Source organism: Pantoea sp. alder81 (genome assembly GCF_020179835.1).
GTDB lineage: Bacteria > Pseudomonadota > Gammaproteobacteria > Enterobacterales > Enterobacteriaceae > Pantoea.
On the sequence record NZ_JAIUDA010000002.1, the window covers coordinates 537315 to 559916 of the forward strand.

Genomic DNA, 22602 nt, shown 5'->3' on the forward strand with positions numbered 1-22602 from the left:
CGGGAAAGGATCGAACAGAGGATAGTGCTGGCGTTATGTCAATTTTTGCAAATATGTGCGCAGTGATTGGAAGGGTGATAGTTAATTAACGCAACTGTGACAAGGGTCTATGAATGAATATCTTTTTACAGAAATGGCATTTTTTGCATGGCAAAAAAACAAAATAAAGCGGGACGCCGCAGCGTCCCGTGAAGATTACAACTTACTGGCGCTCGCCAGTTCTTCGATTTCCTGCTTACTCAGTTCTAACTCAGTGGCTTTCACCAAATCATTGATCTGCTCCAGCGAAGTCGCACTAACGATCGGTGCGGTGATGCTTGGGCGCGCAATCTGCCACGCCAGCGCCACCTGAGTCGCTGATGCATCATGCGAAGCTGCCACATCCTCCAGCGCCTCTACAATGCGTTTGCCGCGCTCGTTTAGGTACTTCTCAACGATGCCCTGCCCGCGTTTACTTTTACTGGCATCTTCCGGCTTTTTGTATTTACCGCTGAGGAAACCGCTGGCCAGCGAGTAGTAGTTAATCACGCCGAGGCCGTTTTTTACTGCCACCTGCTCCAGCCCGCTCTCATAGTCCTGTCGGTCATACAGGTTGTATTCCGGCTGCAGCGTTTCATAGCGCGCCAGCCCCTCTTTCTTACTGATATCCAGCGCTTCCTGCAGACGTTTGGCATTGTAGTTGGAGGCGCCAATCGCACGCACTTTGCCTTCTTTAATCAGCGAATCGAAAGCTTTAAGAGACTCCACCAGCGGCGTGTCTTGATCGTCGCGGTGCGCCTGATACAGGTCGATCACGTCGGTTTGCAGACGGCGCAGCGAATCTTCCACCGCCTGACGAATGTAAGCGGGTTTTAGTCCGGTTTTCTCCGGGGATAACTCCATCCCAACTTTCGTCGCCAGGACGATACTGTCGCGCTTGCCGCTCTTCTTCAGCCATTTACCGATAATGGTTTCGGATTCGCCGCCCTCATTACCCGGCGCCCAGCGCGAATACACGTCCGCGGTATCGATAAAGAACAGCCCTTTTTCCACCAGTGCATCGAGCAGTGAAAACGAGGTTTTCTCGTCGACTGTCCAGCCGAAAACGTTGCCGCCAAAAGTGAGAAGCGGAACCTGAATACCACTGTCGCCAAGCTGTCGGGTTTTCTGTTGACTCATTTTGTTCTCCTTATTGAAACGAGACATGACTGCCTTTGAGCTTAGCAAAGGAAATCGCTGCGCTTATGCGTTTTCCTGCCAAAATGTTTACGTAATATGAATACTTAGCCTGCAAGGGGAGATATTCTTAATTCCTTCAATTTTTGCCCGGCACGGGCGTCTACAATCATTTCGTTTGCGAAACGGCCATTTTGCTTTCGCATTTGGGGAATACGAAACCGCTGGAGAGCACGCAAGCAGATGAACAGTCGACTGAAAACAAGCCTGATAACACTTGTCGCGATCGCCGCGGTGGCGGGTGGATATTACTGGTGGCAGCATCCTGCGGAACCGAGTAAGCAGCCGCAAGCCGAGGGCCAGCAACATCATGGTCGTGGCGCGACCGGGGCGAATCGTCGTCCTTTAGCACCGGTTCAGGCTGCTGCTGCAACTACCCAGAGTGTGCCCTACTATCTCAGCGGGCTTGGCACCGTGATGGCGGCCAACACCGTTACCGTGCGCAGCCGCGTTGATGGGCAGTTGATGGCGTTACACTTCCAGGAAGGACAGCAGGTTGCAGCGGGTGCGCTGCTGGCCGAAATCGATCCCCGACCTTATCAGGTCGCCTTAATTCAGGCGCAGGGCCAGCTGGCAAAAGACCAGGCCACTTTATCGAATGCACGCCGCGATCTCAGCCGTTATGAAAAGCTGGCGAAAACCTCGCTGGTCTCACAACAGGAACTGGATACGCAGCGTTCGCTGGTCAGCGAAACCCTCGGCACGATTAAAGCCGATGAGGGCAACGTTGCCAGCGCTCAGCTCAATCTCACTTACAGCCGTATTACCGCGCCGATCTCCGGGCGCGTGGGCCTGAAGCAGGTCGATGTCGGCAATTACATCACCTCCGGCGATACCACTGGCTTAGTGGTGATCACCGAAACCCATCCCATCGACGTGGTGTTCAGCGTTGCCGAGAACAATATTAGCCAGATCCTCAAAGCGCAAAAAAGCGGGCAGCCGCTGATTGTTGAAGCCTGGGATCGCAGCAATAAAACCTTGCTCACCAGCGGCACCCTGCTCAGCCTTGATAACCAAATTGATGCCACCACCGGCACCATCAAACTCAAAGCGCGATTCGATAATCAGGATGACACGCTGTTCCCTAATCAGTTTGTGAATGCGCGTCTGAAAGTCGATACGTTGCAGGATGCGGTGGTGATCCCGACGGCAGCGCTGCAAATGAGCAATGACGGTCACTTTGTCTGGGTAGTGAACAGTGACAACAAAGTGAGTAAAAAACGCGTGACGGCCGGTTTGCAGGATAGCCAAAAAGTGGTGATCAGCGACGGGCTGGGAGCCGGTGAGCGCGTGGTCACGGATGGACTGGATCGCCTGACCGAAGGCGCCAGCGTCGAAGTGGTGTCACCGCAAAGCACCGCGACGCACAGCACGCGTTCTGCACAGCCTGCCCGTGGAGAGCGTCAATAATGCAGGTGATGCCTCCTGACAGCAGCGGCGGGCCGTCGCGTCAGTTTATTCTGCGCCCGGTGGCGACCACGCTGCTGATGGTTGCCATTCTGCTGGCGGGTGTGCTGGGTTACCGTTTCCTGCCGGTCTCGGCACTGCCCGAAGTGGATTACCCGACGATTCAGGTGGTCACGCTCTACCCTGGCGCCAGCCCGGATGTGGTGACCTCCTCGATTACCGCCCCGCTTGAACGCCAGTTTGGCCAGATGTCGGGGCTGAAGCAGATGGCGTCGCAGAGTTCCGGCGGCGCCTCGGTGGTGACGTTGCAGTTCCAGCTGACGCTCTCATTGGATGTCGCCGAGCAGGAAGTGCAGGCGGCGATCAACTCCGCCACCAATCTGTTACCCAGTGACCTGCCCAATCCGCCGGTCTACAGCAAGGTCAACCCCGCCGATCCGCCGATCATGACGCTCGCCGTGACCACCACCAGCATGCCGCTGACGCAGGTGCAGGACATGGTGGAGACGCGCGTGGCGCAGAAAATTTCACAGGTCACCGGCGTCGGTCTGGTGACGCTGTCCGGCGGACAACGCCCAGCCGTGCGCGTGAAAATGAACACGCAGGCGCTGGCCGCATTAGGTTTAACCAGCGAGACAGTGCGCACCGCCATCACCAACGCCAACGTCAACTCCGCCAAGGGCAGCCTCGATGGCCCGACGCGCTCGATCACGCTGGCCGCCAACGATCAAATGACCTCCGCCGAGGATTACCGCAAGCTGATCATCAGCTATAACAACGGTGCGCCAGTAAGATTGGGGGATGTCGCCACTATCGAACAGGGTGCAGAAAACAGCTGGCTCGGCGCCTGGGCTAACCGTCAGCAGGCGATTGTGCTTAACGTACAGCGCCAGCCCGGTGCGAATATCATTGCCACCGCGGACAGCATTCGTGCGCTGCTGCCGTCACTCACCGCCACGCTGCCGAAGTCAGTGGACGTGAAATTGCTGACTGACCGCACCACCAACATCCGTGCTTCCGTGGCGGATACCCAGCACGAGCTGCTGCTGGCGATTGGCCTGGTGGTGATGATCATCTATCTGTTCCTGCGAAACGTACCCGCCACCATTATTCCCGCCGTCGCAGTACCGCTGTCGCTGGTGGGAACGTTTGCCGCGATGTATTTTCTTGGCTTCTCGATCAATAACCTGACGCTGATGGCACTCACCATCGCCACCGGCTTTGTGGTGGATGACGCCATCGTGGTGATCGAGAACATCTCGCGCTATATCGAAAAAGGCGAGAAGCCGATGACGGCGGCGCTCAAGGGCGCGGGCGAAATCGGCTTTACCATCATCTCCCTCACCTTCTCACTGATTGCGGTGCTGATCCCGCTGCTGTTTATGGGTGATGTAATTGGCCGCCTGTTCCGCGAATTTGCCGTGACGCTCGCAGTAGCGATTCTGATCTCCGCCGTGGTCTCGCTGACGCTCACGCCGATGATGTGCGCGCGCATGCTGAGTGCCGAGTCGCTGCGCAAACAGAACCGTTTTTCTCGCGCCAGTGAAGCGATGTTTGATCGCATCATCGCCAGCTATGGGCGTGGGTTAACGCGCGTATTGCAGCATCCGTGGATCACTTTGTCGGTGGCGCTCGGCACGCTGCTGCTGACGGTGGCGATGTGGATTGCCATTCCGAAAGGCTTCTTCCCGCAGCAGGATAACGGCATTATTCAGGGCACCTTGCAGGCGCCGCAGTCGGTGTCGTACGCCAGCATGGCAGATCGCACGCGCGATGTGGCGTCGATCATCATGAAAGATCCGGCGGTGCAGAGCATGACGTCGTTTGTCGGCGTCGATGGCACCAATGCGGCACTGAACAGCGCGCGTTTGCAGATCAACCTCAAACCGCTGAGTGAGCGTGATGACCGTATTCCCGCGGTGCAAAAGCGCCTGCAGCAAGAGATTGATAAAGTGCCGGGGGTGTCGTTGTGGCTACAACCGGTGCAGGATCTGACCATTGAAACCCAGGCCAGCCGCACGCCGTATCAGTTCACGCTGCAATCGGGTTCGCTGGAATCACTCAGCACCTGGGTGCCTAAGCTACTGGAGCAGCTAAACGGTTTGCCGCAGCTGCGCGATGTCAGCAGCGACTGGCAGGATCAGGGATTGGAAGCCTTTATCCGCGTCGATCGTGACAGCGCCAGCCGCCTCGGCATCAGCATGGCCGATGTCGATAACGCGCTGTATAACGCTTTTGGTCAGCGGTTGATTTCCACCATTTACACCCAGGCGAATCAGTATCGCGTGGTGCTGGAGCAAAACAACGAAGCCACGCCGGGTCTCGCCAGCCTGGACGGTATTCGCCTCGCCAGCACGGACGGCGGCAGCGTGCCGCTGAGTGCCATTGCCCAGGTGGAAGAGCGTCATGCGGCGTTGAGCATCAACCATCTCGATCAGTTCCCTTCCGCCACCTTCTCGTTTGATGTTGCCGAGGGCTATTCACTGGGCGAAGCGGTCAAAGCCATCAGCGCCGCCGAAGATCAGGTGGGCATGCCCGCCGAAATGATGACGCAGTTCCAGGGCAGTACGCTGGCGTTTGAAGCGGCGCTCACCAGCACGGTGTGGCTGATTATTGCCGCCGTGGTGGCGATGTATATCGTGCTCGGCGTGCTGTATGAGAGTTTTATCCATCCGATCACCATTCTCTCGACGCTGCCGACAGCGGGCGTGGGCGCGTTGCTGGCGCTTATGCTGAGCGGTAACGAGCTGGATATCATCGCCATCATCGGGATTATCTTGCTGATCGGTATCGTGAAGAAAAACGCCATCATGATGATCGATTTCGCGCTGGCCGCCGAGCGCGAACAAGGCATGGCACCGCGTGAAGCGATCTATCAGGCCTGTTTACTGCGCTTCCGTCCGATTCTGATGACCACCATGGCGGCGCTGCTCGGTGCCCTGCCGCTGATGCTGAGCACCGGAGTGGGCGCAGAGCTGCGTCATCCGTTGGGGATTGCGATGGTCGGCGGCTTAATACTCAGCCAGATCCTGACGCTCTTCACCACGCCAGTGATCTATCTGCTGTTCGATCGCCTGGCGCACGCCACGCGCCGTCGCTTTAAGCGTTCTGAGGCGCAGCCGTGAAGTTTTTCGCGCTGTTTATCCATCGGCCGGTGGCGACCACGCTGCTGACGCTGGCGATTGCGCTGGCCGGTATTCTCGGTTTCCGCCTGCTGCCGGTGGCCCCGCTGCCACAGCTGGATTTCCCGGTGATCGTGATTACCGCCTCACTGCCCGGCGCGTCGCCTGAAACCATGGCGGCCTCAGTAGCGACCCCGCTGGAGCGTTCGCTGGGGCGTATTGCCGGAGTAAGTGAGATGACCTCCACCAGCTCACTCGGCAGTACGCGTGTGATTTTGGTGTTCGATTTTGACCGCGATATCAACGGTGCAGCGCGTGACGTGCAGGCGGCGATCAACGCGGCACAAAGCCTGTTGCCCACCGGGATGCCGAGCCGCCCAACCTATCGCAAAGCCAACCCCTCGGATGCGCCAATCATGATTTTGACGCTGACCTCGGACATTTATAATCCCGGTCAGCTGTATGATTACGCCTCAACGCAACTGGCGCAGAAGCTGTCGCAGATTCAGGGCGTCGGTGATGTCACTGTCGGCGGCAGTTCGTTGCCTGCGGTGCGCGTCGATCTCAATCCACAGGCATTATTCAATCAAGGCGTGTCGCTGGATGCGGTGCGAACCGCCATCAGCAACGCCAACCAGCGCCGCCCGCAAGGGGCGATTGATGATGTGCGGCAGCGCTGGCAAGTGCGGACCAATGATGAACTACAAACCGCCAGCGTCTATCAGCCACTGGTGGTGCACTACAACAACGGTGCGGCCGTCAGGCTGAGCGATGTGGCTAACGTACAGGACTCGGTGCAGGACGTGCGTAACGCCGGGATGACCAATGGCAAACCCGCCGTGCTGCTGGTGGTGCGTAAATCGCCGGACGCTAACATCATCGAAACCGTGGATCGTATTCGCAGCGAGATGCCGCTGCTGCATGAAGTGATCCCCGCCGCCATCGATTTACAAATTGCTCAGGACCGTTCACCCACCATTCGCGCCTCGCTGCAGGAAGTCGAACAGTCATTGATGATTGCGGTGGCGCTGGTGATTCTGGTGGTGTTTGTGTTCCTGCGCGACGGCCGCGCCACACTGATCCCAGCCGCCGCCGTGCCGGTGTCGCTAATTGGCACTTTCGCCGCCATGTATCTGTGCGGTTTTAGTCTTAACAATCTGTCGCTGATGGCGCTGACTATCGCCACCGGATTCGTGGTCGATGATGCGATCGTGGTGCTGGAGAACATTGCACGCCACGTCGAAGCGGGAATGAAACCGTTGCAGGCAGCGCTGACCGGCGTGCGCGAAGTGGGCTTTACCGTGCTCTCTATGAGCCTGTCGCTGATTGCCGTGTTCCTGCCGCTGCTGATGCTGGGTGGGATTATTGGGCGCTTCTTCTCGGAATTTGCCATAACGCTATCGGTGGCGATACTGATCTCGCTGTTTATCTCCATCACCCTGACGCCGATGATGTGCGCCTACCTGCTGAAACCGCAAGAGAAGCGCAGTCAGCCGCGCACCCGCGGTTTTGCCAAAGTAATGCTCAGGGTGCAAAACGGCTACGCGCGCTCGCTGGGTTGGGTGCTGAATCACGCGATTTGGGTGCTGCTGCTGCTGCTCGCCACCGTCGGGCTGACGGTATACCTGTTTATCTCGATCCCGAAAACCTTTATGCCGGAACAAGACACCGGGCGCTTAAACGGTTTTATCTCGGCGGATCAGAGCATTTCTTTCCAGGCGATGCGCGGCAAGCTGCAGGATTTCATGAACATCATCAAGGCCGACCCGGCGGTGGATAACGTCACCGGCTTTACCGGCGGTTCGCGCACCAACAGCGGCTCGATGTTCGTGTCACTCAAGCCGCTGTCGGAGCGCAGTGAAAACGCCCAGGAAGTGATTGCCCGCCTGCGCACCAAGCTGGCGAAAGAGCCCGGCGCGAATCTGTACCTCAATGCGGTGCAGGATATTCGTATCGGCGGACGTGAATCCAACGCCAGCTACCAATACAGCTTGCTGTCGGACAATCTCGCGGATCTGCGTGAGTGGGAACCGAAAATTCGGCAGGCGTTTGCTGCACTGCCGGAGCTGGTAGATGTGAATTCCGATCAGCAGGACAAAGGCAGCGAAATGGATCTGACTTACGATCGGGAAAGCATGGCGCGGCTGGGCATTGAAGTTTCGACCGCCAATGCGCTGCTGAACAACGCCTTTGGTCAGCGTCAGATCTCCACCATTTATCAGCCGCTCAATCAGTACAAAGTGGTGATGGAAGTCGATCCGCGCTACACCCAGGATATCAGTGCGCTTGACCAGATGTTCGTGATCAACAGCGATGGCAAAGCGATTCCACTGAGCTGGTTTGCCAAATGGCAACCTGCTAACGCGCCGCTGTCAGTGAACCACGAAGGCCTGTCCGCCGCCTCGACTATCTCCTTTAACCTGCCGGAAGGCGTGTCGTTATCTCAGGCTTCAGCCGCCGTTGAACGCACCATGACCGCGCTCGGCGTGCCCTCCAGCGTGCGCGGCAGCTTTGCCGGTACCGCGCAGGTGTTCGAGCAGTCACAATCCAATCAGCTCTATCTGATGCTGGCAGCGATTGCGGCGGTGTATATCGTGCTGGGGATTTTGTATGAGAGCTATGTGCATCCGCTGACCATTCTCTCCACCCTGCCCTCGGCGGGCGTGGGCGCGCTGCTGGCGCTGGAGCTGTTTAATACGCCGTTCAGTTTGATTGCGCTGATAGGAATATTGCTGCTGATTGGCATCGTGAAAAAGAACGCCATCATGATGGTGGATTTTGCGCTGGAGGCGCAGCGCAACGGCAATCTCAGCGCGCGTGACGCCATTTTCCAGGCCTGCCAGATGCGTTTCCGCCCGATTCTGATGACCACGCTGGCAGCGCTGTTTGGCGCACTGCCGCTGGTGCTGACCAGCGGCGACGGTGCCGAACTGCGTCAGCCGCTCGGGATCACCATCGCCGGCGGTTTGGTGATGAGCCAGCTACTCACGCTCTACACCACGCCGGTGGTGTATCTGATGATGGATAAGCTGAGTCGGCGTAAAAAAGCGGCATTGATTACCGAATGACCATGCTATACACCTTTGCTACATAGCATAAAGCGAGTAAACTTTATCCAGTCACTATGAAGGAGGTTTATATGTCTCAAGGTACAGTGTTTACCAATAATCGTACGCAAAACGTGCGCATTCCTGCTGACGTGCGCTTTCCAGACAACGTGAAAAATGTCACGGTGCGTGCGGTTGGCAAAGAGCGCATTCTCACACCAATAGAAAACGCCTGGGATAGCTTTTTCCTCAATGGCCCCAGCGTAAGCGATGATTTTATGAATGAGCGTGCGTCACAGGAGCAATCCGACAGGGAAGATTTTTGATGCATCGCTATATGCTGGATACCAACATCGTTATCTATGTCATCAAACGCCGCCCGATTGAGGTTTTGGAACGCTTTAATGCCAACGTCGGCCGCATGGTCATCTCATCAATTACGCTTGCTGAACTCGTTCATGGCGCGGAGAAAAGTGCTTTTTTTGAAAGGAATCTACGCACTGTTGAAGACTTTATTTCCCGTCTGGACGTACTCAGTTACGACCAAAGGGCAGCATTTCATTACGGCTCGATTCGCGCTGACCTGGAAAAGAAAGGCACGCCCATAGGTCTGAATGATTTACACATTGCTGCACACGCGCGAAGTGAAGCGCTAACACTCATTACTAACAACCTGCGCGAATTTTCACGGGTGAACGGGTTAATCAGCGAAAACTGGCTTTAATACAACGGTAATCTTCATGAACTCGCAAAACGCCACCGTGCGCTGGCAGCTGTGGATCGTCGCCTTCGGCTTCTTTATGCAGGCGCTGGACACCACTATCGTCAACACAGCCATCCCTTCGATGGCACGCGACCTCAACGTCAGCCCGCTCAATATGCACTCGGTGATTGTGTCGTACGTATTAACCGTGGCCATCACACTGCCGATCAGCGGCTGGCTGGCGGATCGCTTCGGCGTGCGTAACATCTTCTTCTGCGCCATTGTGCTGTTCAGTATCGGTTCGCTGCTGTGCGCCTTCTCCACCTCGCTCGATCAACTGGTGATGGCGCGCGTGGTGCAAGGCGTCGGCGGCGCGATGATGGTACCGGTGGGGCGTTTGACGGTGATGAAGATCGTGCCGCGCGAGCAGTACATGTCGGCGATGACTTTTGTGACCACGCCGGGGCAAATCGGCCCGCTGCTCGGTCCGGCGCTGGGCGGGATTTTGGTGCAGTACGCCAGCTGGCACTGGATCTTCCTGATCAATATTCCGGTGGGGATTATCGGTGCCATCGCCACGCTGACGCTAATGCCGAACTACACCATGCAGACCAAACGCTTTGATTTCCTGGGCTTTGTGCTGCTGGCAGTGGGCATGGCAACGTTGACGCTGGCGCTCGACGGTCAGCGCAGCACTGGCGGTTCCCCGCTGCTGCTAGGCGCACTGATTCTGGTCGGGGTGTTCTCCCTGCTGTTCTACCTGATGCACGGCCGTAACAACGACAACGCGCTGTTTAGCCTAAAGCTTTTCGATAACCGTATTTACTCGATTGGCCTGCTCGGCAGCTTCACGGGGCGCATCGGCAGCGGCATGCTGCCCTTTATAACGCCGATCTTTTTGCAGGTGGGTCTCGGTTACAGCCCGTTCCACGCCGGTTTAATGATGATTCCGATGGTGCTCGGTAACATGGGCACCAAACGCGTGGTGGTGCGCATCGTTAACCTGTTTGGCTATCGCAATGCGCTGGTCGGAGCGACTATCGCGCTGGCGCTGGTGGTGTTGCTGTTCCCGGCCGTGGCGCTGCTCGGCTGGGTATGGATGCTGCCGGTGGTGCTGCTGTTGCAGGGGATGGTGAACGCTATCCGCTTCTCCTCGATGAATACCTTAACGTTGAAAGAGTTGCCGGATGATTTGGCTTCCAGCGGCAACAGCCTGCTCTCGATGATCATGCAGCTGTCGATGAGTATTGGCGTCACGGTCGCAGGATTGCTGCTGGGGTCGTTCGCCCACGGTGCCGTGACGAATAGCGCCGCTGCGCATCAAACCTTTATTTATACCTACCTGTGCATGGCGTTAGTGATTGTGTTGCCGGCACTGGTGTTCTGGCGCGTACCCAAGGATGTCAGCAAGAACGTTGATCTCAGAGGCAGGAGAAAAGCATGAAGCAGCCGTTAAAACTCGGCATCGGCGCCAAGCTGTTTATGGCGATCTTTTCCACCTGCATGCTGGTCATTATCACCATGCACTGGGGCGTGCGCCTTAGCTTTGAGCATGGCTTTGTCGATTACATCAAGAAAGGCAATGAACAGCGTTTAACCCTGCTGAGCGATGCGCTGGCGGATCAGTACGAGCAGCACGGTGACTGGGATTTTCTGCGTAACAACGATCGGCTGATTTTCACCATTCTGCGTTCCATGGAGCAAAATCCCGGGAGCAGTACGCAGTTGCCGCCACACGGCTGGCGCACTCAGTTCTGGATTATCGATCAGCAGTATAAAGTGCTGTCCGGGCCGCACTCGCCGGTGCCGCCGGAAGGTACGCGGCGCAACATCACCACCAGCACTGGCAAAGTGGTGGGTTGGGTGATCGCTTCGCCCGCTGAGCGGCTGACGCGCAGCACTGACATCAACTTTGATTTACAGCAGCGGCGAACCAGCTGGATGATCGTCACCCTCACCACGCTGCTGGCGGCGCTGGTCACCTGGCTGCTGGCGCGCGGCCTGCTGGCACCGGTGAAACGGCTGGTAGACGGCACCCATGAACTGGCGGCAGGCAAATTTTCCTCGCGGGTGGAAGTGGGCAGCAGTGATGAAATTGGCCAGCTGGCGCGCGACTTTAACCAGCTCGCCAGTTCGCTGGAAAAAAACGAAAGCAACCGTCGTGCCTTTATGGCCGATATCTCCCATGAGCTGCGCACGCCGCTGGCAATTTTGCGCGGCGAGCTGGAAGCAATGCAGGATGGCGTGCGCAAGCTGACGCCGGAGGCCATCACTTCACTGCAGAGCGAAGTGGTAGTACTGACCAAACTGGTAGACGACCTGCACCAGCTGTCTCTGTCTGATGCCGGCGCCCTCGCCTATCGCAAGCAGCCAGTGGACTTGGTGAATTCGCTGGAAGTGGTGGCCGGCAGTTTTGGCGAACGCTATCGCAGCCGTGACCTGAAGTTAAATCTGGCGCTACCGGCAAAAGCCGAAAGCTTTGGCGATCCGGATCGTTTGATGCAGTTGTTCACCAATCTGCTGGAGAATAGCCTGCGTTATACCGATGCCGGTGGCGAAGTGCGGGTCAGTGTGCAGCAAAACGCTGAATATTGGCAGTTACGCTTTACCGACAGCGCACCAGGCGTGGACGCTGAACATCAGGCACATCTTTTTGAGCGTTTTTTCCGTGCGGAAAGCTCACGTAATCGTGCCAGCGGCGGCTCTGGATTGGGCCTGGCGATCTGTAAAAATATTGTTGAAGCACATAGCGGCAGCATTTCTGCGGAGCACTCTGATTTAGGTGGACTGCAAATCGCGCTAAACTTGCCGTATGTTCCTCACCAGAAATAACTTATGAGCCCGGATAATCACGATCCCCTGATTCTTATTGTTGAAGACGAACCGAAACTGGCGCAGCTGATGATCGATTATCTGCAGGCGTCGAACTATCGCACTCACCATATTGCCGATGGCAATGAGGTGTTGGGCTATGTGCAGCACTCACCACCGGATTTGATGCTGCTGGATTTGATGCTGCCCGGTCGCGATGGCTTAACGCTGTGCCGTGAGATCCGCCGTTTCTCTGAGCTGCCGATCATTATGGTGACAGCACGCACCGAAGAGATTGACCGCCTGCTGGGGCTGGAGATTGGCGCGGATGATTACATCTGTAAGCCGTTCAGCCCGCGTGAAGTGGTGGCCCGCGTGAAAACCATTCTGCGCCGCGTAAAACGCTCGCCGGAAGAGGCGCAGTTGGCCTCGCATCTGCTGATTGATGAAGGACGTTTCCAGGCCAGCTGGCGTGAGCAGCAGCTGGAACTGACGCCCGCTGAATTCCGCCTGTTGAAAACCCTGGCGCTCGAGCCGGGTAAAGTGTTCTCGCGTGAACAGTTATTGAATCATCTTTATGACGACTATCGCGTGGTCACTGACCGCACCATTGATAGCCATATCAAGAACCTGCGACGCAAGCTGGAAAATCTCGATGCTGAACAGCCGTTTATTCGCGCGGTCTACGGCATGGGCTATCGCTGGGAAGCGGACGTCTGTCGCCTGATGTAGCCTTTAGCTTGATGTAGATCAATTTACTTCAGCGGCGGCCCTGCCTACAATTCCCCACCTTTTGCAGGGCCGTTTGATGCGGCTCGTGCACCTGCCATCGCCGATGGCATGCTGACCTGACATCAGTGAGATTTCCCTCCATGTTTAAACCTGAACTCCTTTCTCCAGCGGGATCGCTGAAGAATATGCGCTATGCCTTTGCCTATGGTGCTGACGCGGTGTATGCCGGCCAGCCGCGTTACAGCCTGCGCGTACGTAACAATGAATTCACCCACGAAGTGCTGGCTAAGGGCATTGAAGAAGCCCACCAGCTGGGCAAGAAATTTTACGTGGTGGTGAACATCGCGCCGCATAACGCCAAGCTGAAAACCTTTATCCGTGATTTAACACCCGTGGTCGAGATGCAGCCTGATGCACTGATCATGTCCGATCCCGGCCTGATCATGCTGGTGCGCGAAGCCTTTCCTGGGATGCCGATTCATTTGTCGGTGCAGGCCAATGCGGTGAACTGGGCAACGGTGAAATTCTGGCACCAGATGGGGCTGACCCGTGTGATCTTGTCGCGCGAGCTGTCGCTGGATGAGATTGCAGAAATCCGCCAGCAGGTGCCAGAGATGGAAATTGAGATCTTCGTGCACGGCGCACTGTGCATGGCCTATTCCGGCCGCTGTCTGTTGTCGGGCTATCTCAACAAACGCGATCCCAATCAGGGTACCTGCACCAACGCCTGCCGCTGGGAATACAAAGTGGAAGAAGGCAAACAGGATGAGGTGGGCAATATTGTCGGCTTCCATCAGCCGGTTGAAGTGCAGGAGCCCACGCTGGGCATCGGTGAAACCACCGATCGCGTGTTTTTGCTGGAAGAAAAGATGAAGCCCGGCGAAGTGATGAGTGCCTTTGAAGATGAACACGGCACTTACATCATGAATTCGAAGGATCTGCGCGCGGTGGCGCATGTTGAACGCCTGAGCCAGATGGGTGTGCATTCGCTGAAAATCGAGGGTCGTACCAAATCCTTCTATTACTGCGCCCGCACCGCACAGGTGTATCGCCGTGCGATTGATGATGCGGCTGCTGGCAAGCCGTTCGATCCCGCACTGCTGGAAACGCTGGAAGGTTTAGCGCATCGCGGCTATACCGAGGGTTTCCTGCGTCGTCATACTCATGACAGTTATCAAAACTATGAACAGGGCTTCTCGGTATCCGAGCGGCAGCAATTTGTCGGGGAGTTTACCGGTGAGCGTCGCGTTGACTGGGCGCAAATTGCGGTGAAGAATAAGTTTTTGCTCGGCGATTCTGTGGAGATCATGACGCCGCAGGGCAATCTGAACTGCACGCTGGAATCGATGCAAAATGATAAAGGTGCAGCGGTAGATGTCGCACCGGGAGATGGGCATAAGGTGTGGATCCCGGTACCGGAATCAGTGGATCTGGCTTTTGCTTTGCTGATGCGTAATTTCACCGACGGCAACAGTACCTACGATCCACACGGAAAAAAGCGCACATAAAGAAAAGAATGCAGCGAAGTTAGAACAGGATCACAGACCGCCGCTGCGCCTCGCTTTAGAATCCCGCCTGCTGCTAACGAGTAACAATAAACAGCAGGTAGTACCAGGAACCACCTCATTCACCCGCCCGGCTCCCCCGTGCGGGTTTTCTTTTTTTCATCGCTCGCCGATAAAGTTCCTCGCCCAGCTATGCTATAACCACTGCATCGTATTACGCCTCAAGGAACTGATTATGCAAAATAAACCACTGACGCTGCTGATCCTCAATGGGAAAGGTGCGGGCAATGAAGATTTGCGTGCGGCGGTGAATACGCTGCGCGATGAAGGTTTTAATCTGGCGGTACGCGTGACCTGGGAAAAGGGCGACGGTGACCGTTTCGTGCAGGAAGCGGTGGAGTTGCAGGCTGAGACCGTGGTAGCCGGTGGCGGCGATGGCACCATCAATGAAATCGCCACGGCGCTGGCAGCAGTGCCCGCAGAGCAGCGTCCTGCATTGGGTATTCTGCCATTGGGCACCGCTAATGATTTCGCCACCAGCGTGGGTATTCCAGCGGAAATGGAACCGGCACTGCGTCTGGCGGTATTGGGCAAAGCCAGCGAGATTGATTTGGCGCGCGTGAATGGCGATCGCTACTTTATCAATATGGCGACCGGTGGCTTTGGCACGCGCATCACCACGGAGACGCCCGAGAAATTGAAATCGGCTTTGGGCGGCGTGTCGTACTTTATTCACGGTTTGATGCGTGTCGATGCGCTGAAGCCGGATAGTTGTGAGATCAGCGGTCCGGGCTTTGAGTGGCAAGGCGATGCACTGGTGATCGGTATTGGTAATGGTCGTCAGGCAGGTGGCGGACAGAAGCTGTGCCCAGATGCGTTGATCAATGATGGGCAGCTGAATCTGAGCATTGTGACCGCGCAGGAGTTGTTGCCGACGCTGCTGCATTCGCTGACGCGTGATGATGAGAACCCGAATATTGTCACTGCACAGTTACAGTCACTGAGTATTCGCTCGCCACATGAGATGACGTTTAACCTGGACGGCGAACCGCTGACCGGCAGCGAATTTGAAATTGAAGTGATGCCAGGCGCACTGAGTTGCCGCCTGCCGCCACAGTGCCCACTGCTGGCGTGATGCACATAACGCAGCGGGGCGATTGATCGCCCCGCTTATCCTGTTTATTGCTCTTCAGTTTTACACTTTCATCCAACGGCGTTCGACGGCGGATACCGCCACCGCTTCCAGTACCTTCTGCACCTGCAAGCCTTCGGCAAAATCTGGCCACATACGATCGCCGGCTGCGATACCGTTGATCAGATCACGGATCTCAACGGTTTTCTGGTCGTTAAAGCCAATGCCGTGACCCGCTGATACGCAGAAGTTGGCGTAATCCGGATGGGCTGGGCCAGTCAGAATGGTTTTGAAGCCCTGACGTCCAGCGGGTTCATCATGGATATACAGCTCCAACTCGGCCATACGCTCCTGGGTGTAGCGCAGCGTGCCTTTGGTGCCGGTGACCACGTAGGTGAGGCCCATTTTGCTGCCGCAGGCGATGCGCGAGGTTTCAAACACGCCGTGTGCACCGTTTTTAAAGCGCAGCAGCGCGCTGGCCTGATCTTCGTTCTCTACCGGCAGCAGACGTGAGTGATCTTTTGGATCGGGACGCTGGTTAATCACTGTCATCATATCGCCGCTGACTTCTTCGATATCACCCACCAGATAGTGCGCCATATTGACGATATGTGCCGCCAAATCGCCCAATGCACCTAAACCGGCCAACGCTTTCTGGCAGTGCCAGTCGAGCGGTGTTTCCGGGCGTGCCAGATAATCTTCGTTGTGGGTGCCATAGAAATGGATCACTTCACCAATTTCACCGCGCTCAATGATTTCACGCGCCAGCTGGCTTGTCGGGTTTTTCATATAGTTGAAGCCCACCAGCGTTTTCACGCCGGCCTGCTGCGCGGCCTGCACCATCTCTTCTGCATCGGCTACAGACAACGAGAGCGGCTTCTCAGAATAAACGTGTTTGCCATTACGAATCGCTTCCAGCGCCATCTCTTTGTGCAGGAAATTTGGGGCACATATGTCTACTACATCAATATTGGGATCGCGCACCAGCTCACGCCAGTCCGCCGTTGAGCGGGCAAAGCCAAAGGTCGCCGCCTGTTTAGCGGCCAGCTCCGGATTCACTTCTGCCAGCATTTCACGCACGATTTCACCTTTCAGCGCGAAAACAGTAGGTGCCTGCGCGTAGGCAATTGCGTGACAACGACCAATGTAACCACTGCCGATCATACCGATTCTGACTTTGTTCATGCTGCACCTGGAGTTGTGGGTAAGAAGTGATCTGGAATATATGTTTCGCTTTTGGCCTCTACAACGGCGAAATGAAATATCTGTGATCATACATGCGAGGTATCTGACAAAATCGACAAATCGGAATGTAATCTTGCATAACATTAGTGACTTACATCACAAATCATCCCGTCATTGAGGGTGATTCAGTGCGCTAAGGCGAAGAGAATCGCAAAATTGACGTTTTATTCAGCAGTCAGTAAAAAATCTGGAAAAGGCCTTTGACAACCCAGAGCCTGCTCGTTACTATGCGCCCCGTTCCAAACGATTCCTCTGTAGTTCAGTCGGTAGAACGGCGGACTGTTAATCCGTATGTCACTGGTTCGAGTCCAGTCAGAGGAGCCAAATTTGAAAAGCCTGCTTTTGAAGCAGGCTTTTTGCTTTTCTGGGTCCTGCCGTTAACTCAAAATAGCATCCAGCCTGGCAAGCACTTCATTCACCACAGCGTCTGGTATGCGTTCCAGCCGCTTGCCGTTCCGGGCAGCCATATCAATGGTTCTGGGCTGGTCGCAGCGAATAACGCCCATCGTTTTTGTTCCTGCCCATTCCAGTGAAACAGTGAAACCTGCCGTACGAGCAAAGTTTCCGCCGCTGGTGATGGGAACAACAACGGGTAACCGGGTCAGCTTGTTAAACGATGCCTTCGATACGATAAGCACCGGACGTTTTCCGCTTTGCTCGTGGCCTGCAATCGGATCCAGTGAAACGAGCCAGATTTCCCCTCTGTCCATCTAAAGGATCTCCTTGCCCACCGCAGGAGCATCAATCCATTCCCGTTCCCGTTCCTCTTCGCTGATTTCGGCGTGCGGATCGCATTGCGCCAGCAGCTCCTCAAGAGAATAATGAGGCCGTTTCTGGGGTTCAATAATCAGGCAGCCATTATTAATGGTCATGCCGACTTCGCTGTCCGTCGACAGCTCCAGCGTTTTGAGCACGGCGGGAGGAACCGCCAACATGATGGATCCGCCAACCTTTTTCAGGCGAGTGGTATACATAGAGCACCTCCTAATATTATATTTTAATATAACATCCATGACGGGCTGTGCACAATTATTCATCAGATTCATGGTGATTTCCTTTTCGTCATAAAGCGTGAAAAAAGCTGTAATCCATCAAAGGGCAGACCCGGCAGTTTTCAAAGGCGGCCTTGCCGGTAAAACGGCGACCGTCCTGATACATCAGGCGCTTCTTTCAGGTCATGAAGCATTTCATACAGGTAGGAGCTTAGCGCGTAACAAAGAAGCCCGATAATAGAAAACTGTTTTTACGGTTTAAAGGATTATGGCGGTTCAGATAAATGAAATGCGAGGCGGCTTCCGGATCGGAGCTACTTCGGGGGAGCATCAGCGGCAGCGTGAAGGCCAGATTTTTCCAGGCTCGAAGTCGAACGCTTCAGCAATCAATCTTTCGCTTTTGGGCAGCTGAAACAGATGTCTTGCTGAAAATCTCAAATATCTGCATGCGTTAAGATTTAAGAACCACACCAACTTCCCCTGTCCATCCCCCAAAATGCCACGGTTCTTCGCTCCCCCTCCCTGCACTCTGTGACTCTCTTCACAACTCTTTAACGCCGACTTGTATGGTAGTATTTGCAGGCGTATTTTTTCATCATTGCATTCCCGTTGATGCTAAATCCACCGATTGAGCGTGCGCTGGCAAGGAGTAAATGATGAAAAGTGTCGTAATTGAACAACCGGGTGAACTGGTGCTGGCGGAACGTGCATTGCCAGAACCTGCCGCAGGTGAAGTGCGCGTGAAAGTGCAGTTTGCCAGTATCTGCGGTTCAGATGTGCACATCTGGCACGGTCACAATCCTTTTGCCAAATACCCGCGCGTGATTGGCCACGAGTTCTTCGGCTTAATCGATGCAGTGGGTGATGGCGTGGATGCCGCGCGTATCGGCGAGCGTGTGGCGGTGGATCCAGTAGTCAGCTGCGGACACTGCTATCCCTGCTCCATCGGCCGCCCGAACGTCTGCAAAGAACTGCAGGTAATCGGTGTGCACCGTGACGGTGGTTTCAGCGAATTCGCTGTGGCGCCGGCGAAAAACGCTTTTACTCTGCCTGCTTCCATTCCCGACAAACTCGCCAGTCTGGTGGAACCGTTCACCATAGCGGCGAACATCACCGCTTTCCTCAAACCTCAGGCCAATGACGTGGCACTGATTTACGGCGCAGGCCCGATGGGCTTAACCGCGATTCAGGTGCTTAAAGGCGTCTACGGCGTGGAAAAAGTGCTGGTGGTGGATCGTCTGCCGGAACGACTGGCGCTGGCGCAGGAGAATGGCGCTGATCAGGTGTTCAATAACAGCGACATCCCGCTGGCCGCGCAGCTGGAAGGCGTGCAGCCAACACTGATCATTGATGCCGCTTGCCATCCGACCATCCTGGCCGAAGCCGCCGCCCTCGCCTCTCCGGCGGCGCGGATTGGCCTGTTGGGCTTCTCCGGTGAACCTTGCAGCATCACGCAGCAGGCGTTAACCAGCAAAGAGCTGTCGCTGTTCACTTCACGTCTCAACAGCAATCGCTTCCCGCAGGTGATTGAGTGGATGGAGAAAGGTCAGATCCAGCCAGAGAAATTAGTCACCCACTATTTCCCGCTGGCCGAGATTGAAAAAGCGATGACGCTGTTCGAAAAAGATCCGCGCACCTGCTGCAAAGTGATTCTGCACATGGGTTAAGTTAATCTTCACACCAGGTGTCCTTAATCCGGTGCGTACCCGCCGGCCAATATAATAATCCTCTCAATGCTTCAGGCTGTATCAAAGCGGCAAGTGATTAAATCCCGAAAGGGATGCGATTAAACAGGCCACACAGAGACAGATTGAAGCATGACGAGGAAACGGAGTTTCTATGTTAAAGAATCTACGCTGGACCCTCGTACTGCTGCTGTTCCTGGTTTATATGATCAACTACCTCGATCGTATTGCCCTTTCTCTGACCGTACCGCTGGTGGAAAAAGACCTGATGATCAACGCCGAACAGTTCGGCATGATTTTCGGTAGCTTCTTCTTTGGCTACGCGCTGTTCAACTTTATTGGTGGCCTGGCGACCGATAAATTCGGCCCGACCATTGTGTTAGGCACCGCCGTTGGCATGTGGTCGCTGTTCTGCGGCATGACCGCACTGGCAACCGGCTTCTGGTCGATGATGATTCTGCGCGTGCTATTCGGCATGGCGGAAGGCCCGATCTGCGCCTCGGCGAACAAGGCCATCAACGGCTGGTTCCCGAAAAAACAGGCGGCTACCGCCATGGGCTTGCTGAGTGCCGGTTCACCCTTGGGTGGCGCCGTGGCCGGTCCGATCGTTGGCTATCTGGCACTGTCATTCGGCTGGCGTCCGGCGTTCGTGGTGATCTGCCTGATTGGCCTGGTGTGGATGGGTCTGTGGTTCTTCTTCGCGGCGGATAACCCGGCACGCAGCAAGAAAGTGTCACCGGAAGAACGCGCATTGGTGGAGAAACTGAAAGCTGAAGAACCGGCTGATGTGATCGATGCTTCAGGCAAACCGCACGGTATGGGCTTCTACCTGCGCCAGCCGATCATTCTGGTCACTGCCTTCGCCTTCTTCTGCTACAACTATATTCTGTTCTTCTTCCTGAGCTGGTTCCCGGCCTATCTGGTGCAGGCACACGGCCTGGATATCAAATCCATGAGCATCACCACCATGATCCCGTGGATTGTGGGCTTCGTTGGTCTGGCATTGGGTGGTTGGATCTCCGATAAGATTTTCAACATCACCGGCAAACTGCTGTTATCCCGCAAAATCGTTCTGGTGGTTTCATTGCTGGCCGCAGCAATTTGTGTGGCGCTGGCAGGTACGATTAAAGAAGTGCACTCGGCAGTGATCATGATGTCGATCTCCATCTTCTTCCTGTACATCACCGGCGCGATTTACTGGGCGATTATTCAGGATGTGGTGCACAAAAGCCGTGTCGGCAGCATCAGTGGCTTTATCCATCTGATTGGTAGCCTGTCCGGGATTATCGGCCCTATCGTCACCGGCTTTATTGTGCAGAACACCGGCAAGTTTGACAGTGCATTTATTCTGGCCGGAGCCGTGGCGGCAGTGGGCGCGATACTGGTACTGTTTGTTATCCGCGAACCCAAAACCACCGATAAACCGGTAGCTGTTTAACCGTTTTGATGAGAACGGGGCGCTTAGCGCCCCGTTTGCTAAAAGGAAAACGCATGTTAGAGCTTGAACGCCTTCCCGCTGACGTACAACGCCCCACTTATGACCGCAGCCAGTTAAAAACCCGCATGGTACATATCGGTTTTGGTGCCTTCCATCGTGCGCATCAGGCACTCGCCAGCGATAAACTGGCGGCCGAAGGCAGTGATTGGGGTTACTGCGAAGTCAATCTCAACAGCGGTGCTTTGATTGAGGCGCTGCGTCAGCAAGACCTGCTTTATACCCTGACCGAAATGGCAGATGACAGCCTGCACACCCGCGTGATTGGCGTGGTGACGCAAGCGCTGCATGGCAAAGGCGACGGTATTGATGCGGTGATTGAGGCGATGAGCCAGCCGGATGTGGCGATTGTCTCGATGACGGTGACCGAGAAAGGCTATTGCTATATGCCTTCCAGCGGCAAGCTAAATCCGGATCATCCCGATATTGTGCATGACCTGGAAAACCCTGCGCAGCCACGCTCGCTGCCGGGCCTGATTCTGGCGGCGATTATGCGTCGTCGCGAGCGTGGTTTAGCACCGTTCAGCGTCATGTCCTGCGATAACATGCCGGAGAATGGCCACGTCACCCGCAACGTCATCATCCAGCTGGCAGAACGCCACAGCCATGAACTGGCGGAGTACATTCAAACGCACATCACCTTCCCGTCCACCATGGTGGATCGCATTGTCCCCGCGATGACTGATGCGGCATTTGATGCGCTGGAAGCACGCTTAGGCAGTAGCGATCCGGTGGCGGTTGAAGCAGAACCCTTCTTCCAATGGGTCATCGAAGATAATTTCGTTAATGGCCGTCCGGCATGGGAAAACGCCGGAGCCGAACTGGTCAGCGACGTGCTACCGTTCGAAGAGATGAAGCTCCGCATGTTAAATGGCAGCCATTCGTTTTTGGCTTATCTCGGCTTCCTGGCCGGATATGAACACATCAGTGATTGCATGGCCGATAGCAACTTTCGCACGGCAGCACGCGCGCTAATGTTGCAGGATCAGGCTCCGACGCTGCGCACTAAGGGTGTCGATCTCACCGCCTATGCCGATTCGCTGATCGCGCGCTACGAGAACCGCGCCATCAAGCATCGCACCTATCAAATCGCTACCGACGGCACGCAGAAGCTGCCGCAGCGTTTGCTGGACAGCGTGCGCTGGCATCTGCGCAACGGCACATCCTGTGACTATCTACTGCTCGGTGTGGCGGGCTGGATGCGCTACGTGAGCGGTGTCGATGAACAGGGTCAGCCGATTGAGATTCGCGATCCCATGAAGGAGCAGTTGGCGAGTATAGTGGCGCACAGTGATGAGGGCACGCAGCGCGTAGAAGCCTTACTGCGTTTGCAAGCGGTGTTTGGCGATGATTTACGTTATCAGACCGCCTTCGTTTCACGAGTGACTGAGCTCTACAAGCAGCTGAATACGCAAGGCGCACGCGCCACGGTACAGGCCCTTGTGACGCAGGCATAAGTGCCTTCACAAATGTGTAGCGCAGATGCAGCGTGCTGATTAGACTGAACCTTT

17 protein-coding genes and 1 tRNA gene are annotated in these 22602 nt (G+C 55.7%); 14 read left to right on the top strand and 4 right to left on the bottom strand.

Features of this window, described 5'->3' with window-relative positions:
• Positions 1-195 precede the first annotated feature (195 nt).
• A complete protein-coding gene (locus tag LBW88_RS07405; protein WP_224931285.1) occupies positions 196-1158 on the bottom strand; it encodes an aldo/keto reductase in 963 nt (320 codons plus the stop codon).
• Positions 1159-1398: 240 nt separating this feature from the next.
• Between LBW88_RS07405 and LBW88_RS07410 the strand changes: the two genes are divergently transcribed.
• From LBW88_RS07410 to yegS, 10 genes are all read left to right on the top strand, one after another.
• A complete protein-coding gene (locus LBW88_RS07410) occupies positions 1399-2625 on the top strand; it encodes an MdtA/MuxA family multidrug efflux RND transporter periplasmic adaptor subunit (RefSeq protein ID WP_224931283.1) in 1227 nt (408 codons plus the stop codon).
• Positions 2625-5747, top strand: a complete 3123-nt coding sequence (locus LBW88_RS07415) for an MdtB/MuxB family multidrug efflux RND transporter permease subunit (protein WP_224931281.1) — start codon at positions 2625-2627, stop codon at positions 5745-5747. The genes LBW88_RS07410 and LBW88_RS07415 overlap by 1 nt, the downstream gene beginning before the upstream one ends.
• Positions 5744-8812 (top strand): multidrug efflux RND transporter permease subunit MdtC, encoded by a 3069-nt coding sequence (gene mdtC, locus LBW88_RS07420; RefSeq protein ID WP_224931279.1) that lies wholly within the window; start codon positions 5744-5746, stop codon positions 8810-8812. The genes LBW88_RS07415 and mdtC overlap by 4 nt, the downstream gene beginning before the upstream one ends.
• A gap of 71 nt (positions 8813-8883) precedes the next feature.
• Positions 8884-9117 carry a type II toxin-antitoxin system VapB family antitoxin gene (vapB, locus tag LBW88_RS07425; RefSeq protein ID WP_224931277.1) on the top strand — a complete coding sequence of 78 codons (234 nt, stop codon included), beginning with the start codon at positions 8884-8886 and terminating at the stop codon, positions 9115-9117.
• Positions 9117-9515, top strand: a complete 399-nt coding sequence (gene vapC, locus LBW88_RS07430) for a type II toxin-antitoxin system tRNA(fMet)-specific endonuclease VapC (RefSeq protein WP_224931276.1) — start codon at positions 9117-9119, stop codon at positions 9513-9515. The genes vapB and vapC overlap by 1 nt, the downstream gene beginning before the upstream one ends.
• Before the next feature lie 16 nt (positions 9516-9531).
• Positions 9532-10938, top strand: a complete 1407-nt coding sequence (locus LBW88_RS07435; RefSeq protein WP_224931274.1) for an MFS transporter — start codon at positions 9532-9534, stop codon at positions 10936-10938.
• Positions 10935-12326, top strand: coding sequence for a two-component system sensor histidine kinase BaeS (gene baeS, locus LBW88_RS07440; protein ID WP_224931272.1), 1392 nt, complete (start codon positions 10935-10937; stop codon positions 12324-12326). The genes LBW88_RS07435 and baeS overlap by 4 nt, the downstream gene beginning before the upstream one ends.
• Before the next feature lie 3 nt (positions 12327-12329).
• Complete coding sequence (baeR, locus tag LBW88_RS07445; protein WP_224931270.1) at positions 12330-13037, top strand: two-component system response regulator BaeR; 708 nt, start codon at positions 12330-12332, stop codon at positions 13035-13037.
• A 140-nt stretch (positions 13038-13177) separates the two neighbouring features.
• Positions 13178-14545, top strand: a complete 1368-nt coding sequence (gene yegQ / locus LBW88_RS07450) for a tRNA 5-hydroxyuridine modification protein YegQ (protein WP_224931269.1) — start codon at positions 13178-13180, stop codon at positions 14543-14545.
• 232 nt (positions 14546-14777) lie between these two features.
• Positions 14778-15677 carry a lipid kinase YegS gene (gene yegS, locus LBW88_RS07455; protein ID WP_224931267.1) on the top strand — a complete coding sequence of 300 codons (900 nt, stop codon included), beginning with the start codon at positions 14778-14780 and terminating at the stop codon, positions 15675-15677.
• A gap of 60 nt (positions 15678-15737) precedes the next feature.
• On the opposite strand, the gene LBW88_RS07460 is transcribed toward yegS, so the two are convergent.
• Complete coding sequence (locus LBW88_RS07460; RefSeq protein ID WP_224931265.1) at positions 15738-16859, bottom strand: Gfo/Idh/MocA family protein; 1122 nt, start codon at positions 16857-16859, stop codon at positions 15738-15740.
• Positions 16860-17167: 308 nt separating this feature from the next.
• Between LBW88_RS07460 and LBW88_RS07465 the strand changes: the two genes are divergently transcribed.
• Positions 17168-17243: transfer RNA gene (locus tag LBW88_RS07465), tRNA-Asn, on the top strand.
• A gap of 53 nt (positions 17244-17296) precedes the next feature.
• On the opposite strand, the gene LBW88_RS07470 is transcribed toward LBW88_RS07465, so the two are convergent.
• Both LBW88_RS07470 and LBW88_RS07475 read right to left on the bottom strand, forming a co-directional pair.
• On the bottom strand, positions 17297-17629 hold the full coding sequence (locus LBW88_RS07470) for a type II toxin-antitoxin system PemK/MazF family toxin (protein WP_034824863.1): 333 nt from the start codon (positions 17627-17629) through the stop codon (positions 17297-17299).
• Positions 17630-17893 (bottom strand): antitoxin, encoded by a 264-nt coding sequence (locus LBW88_RS07475; protein ID WP_224931263.1) that lies wholly within the window; start codon positions 17891-17893, stop codon positions 17630-17632. It lies immediately after the preceding gene.
• A gap of 674 nt (positions 17894-18567) precedes the next feature.
• Between LBW88_RS07475 and LBW88_RS07480 the strand changes: the two genes are divergently transcribed.
• The 3 genes from LBW88_RS07480 (at position 18568) to LBW88_RS07490 (ending at position 22548) form a co-directional block, all read left to right on the top strand.
• Positions 18568-19578 (top strand): Zn-dependent oxidoreductase, encoded by a 1011-nt coding sequence (locus LBW88_RS07480; RefSeq protein ID WP_224931261.1) that lies wholly within the window; start codon positions 18568-18570, stop codon positions 19576-19578.
• 172 nt (positions 19579-19750) lie between these two features.
• Entirely contained in the window at positions 19751-21034 is a 1284-nt protein-coding gene (locus LBW88_RS07485; RefSeq protein ID WP_224931259.1) for an MFS transporter, read from the top strand.
• 53 nt (positions 21035-21087) lie between these two features.
• Positions 21088-22548: a mannitol dehydrogenase family protein gene (locus LBW88_RS07490; protein ID WP_224931258.1), complete on the top strand. Its 1461-nt coding sequence runs from the start codon at positions 21088-21090 to the stop codon at positions 22546-22548.
• The last annotated feature ends 54 nt before the right edge of the window (positions 22549-22602 follow it).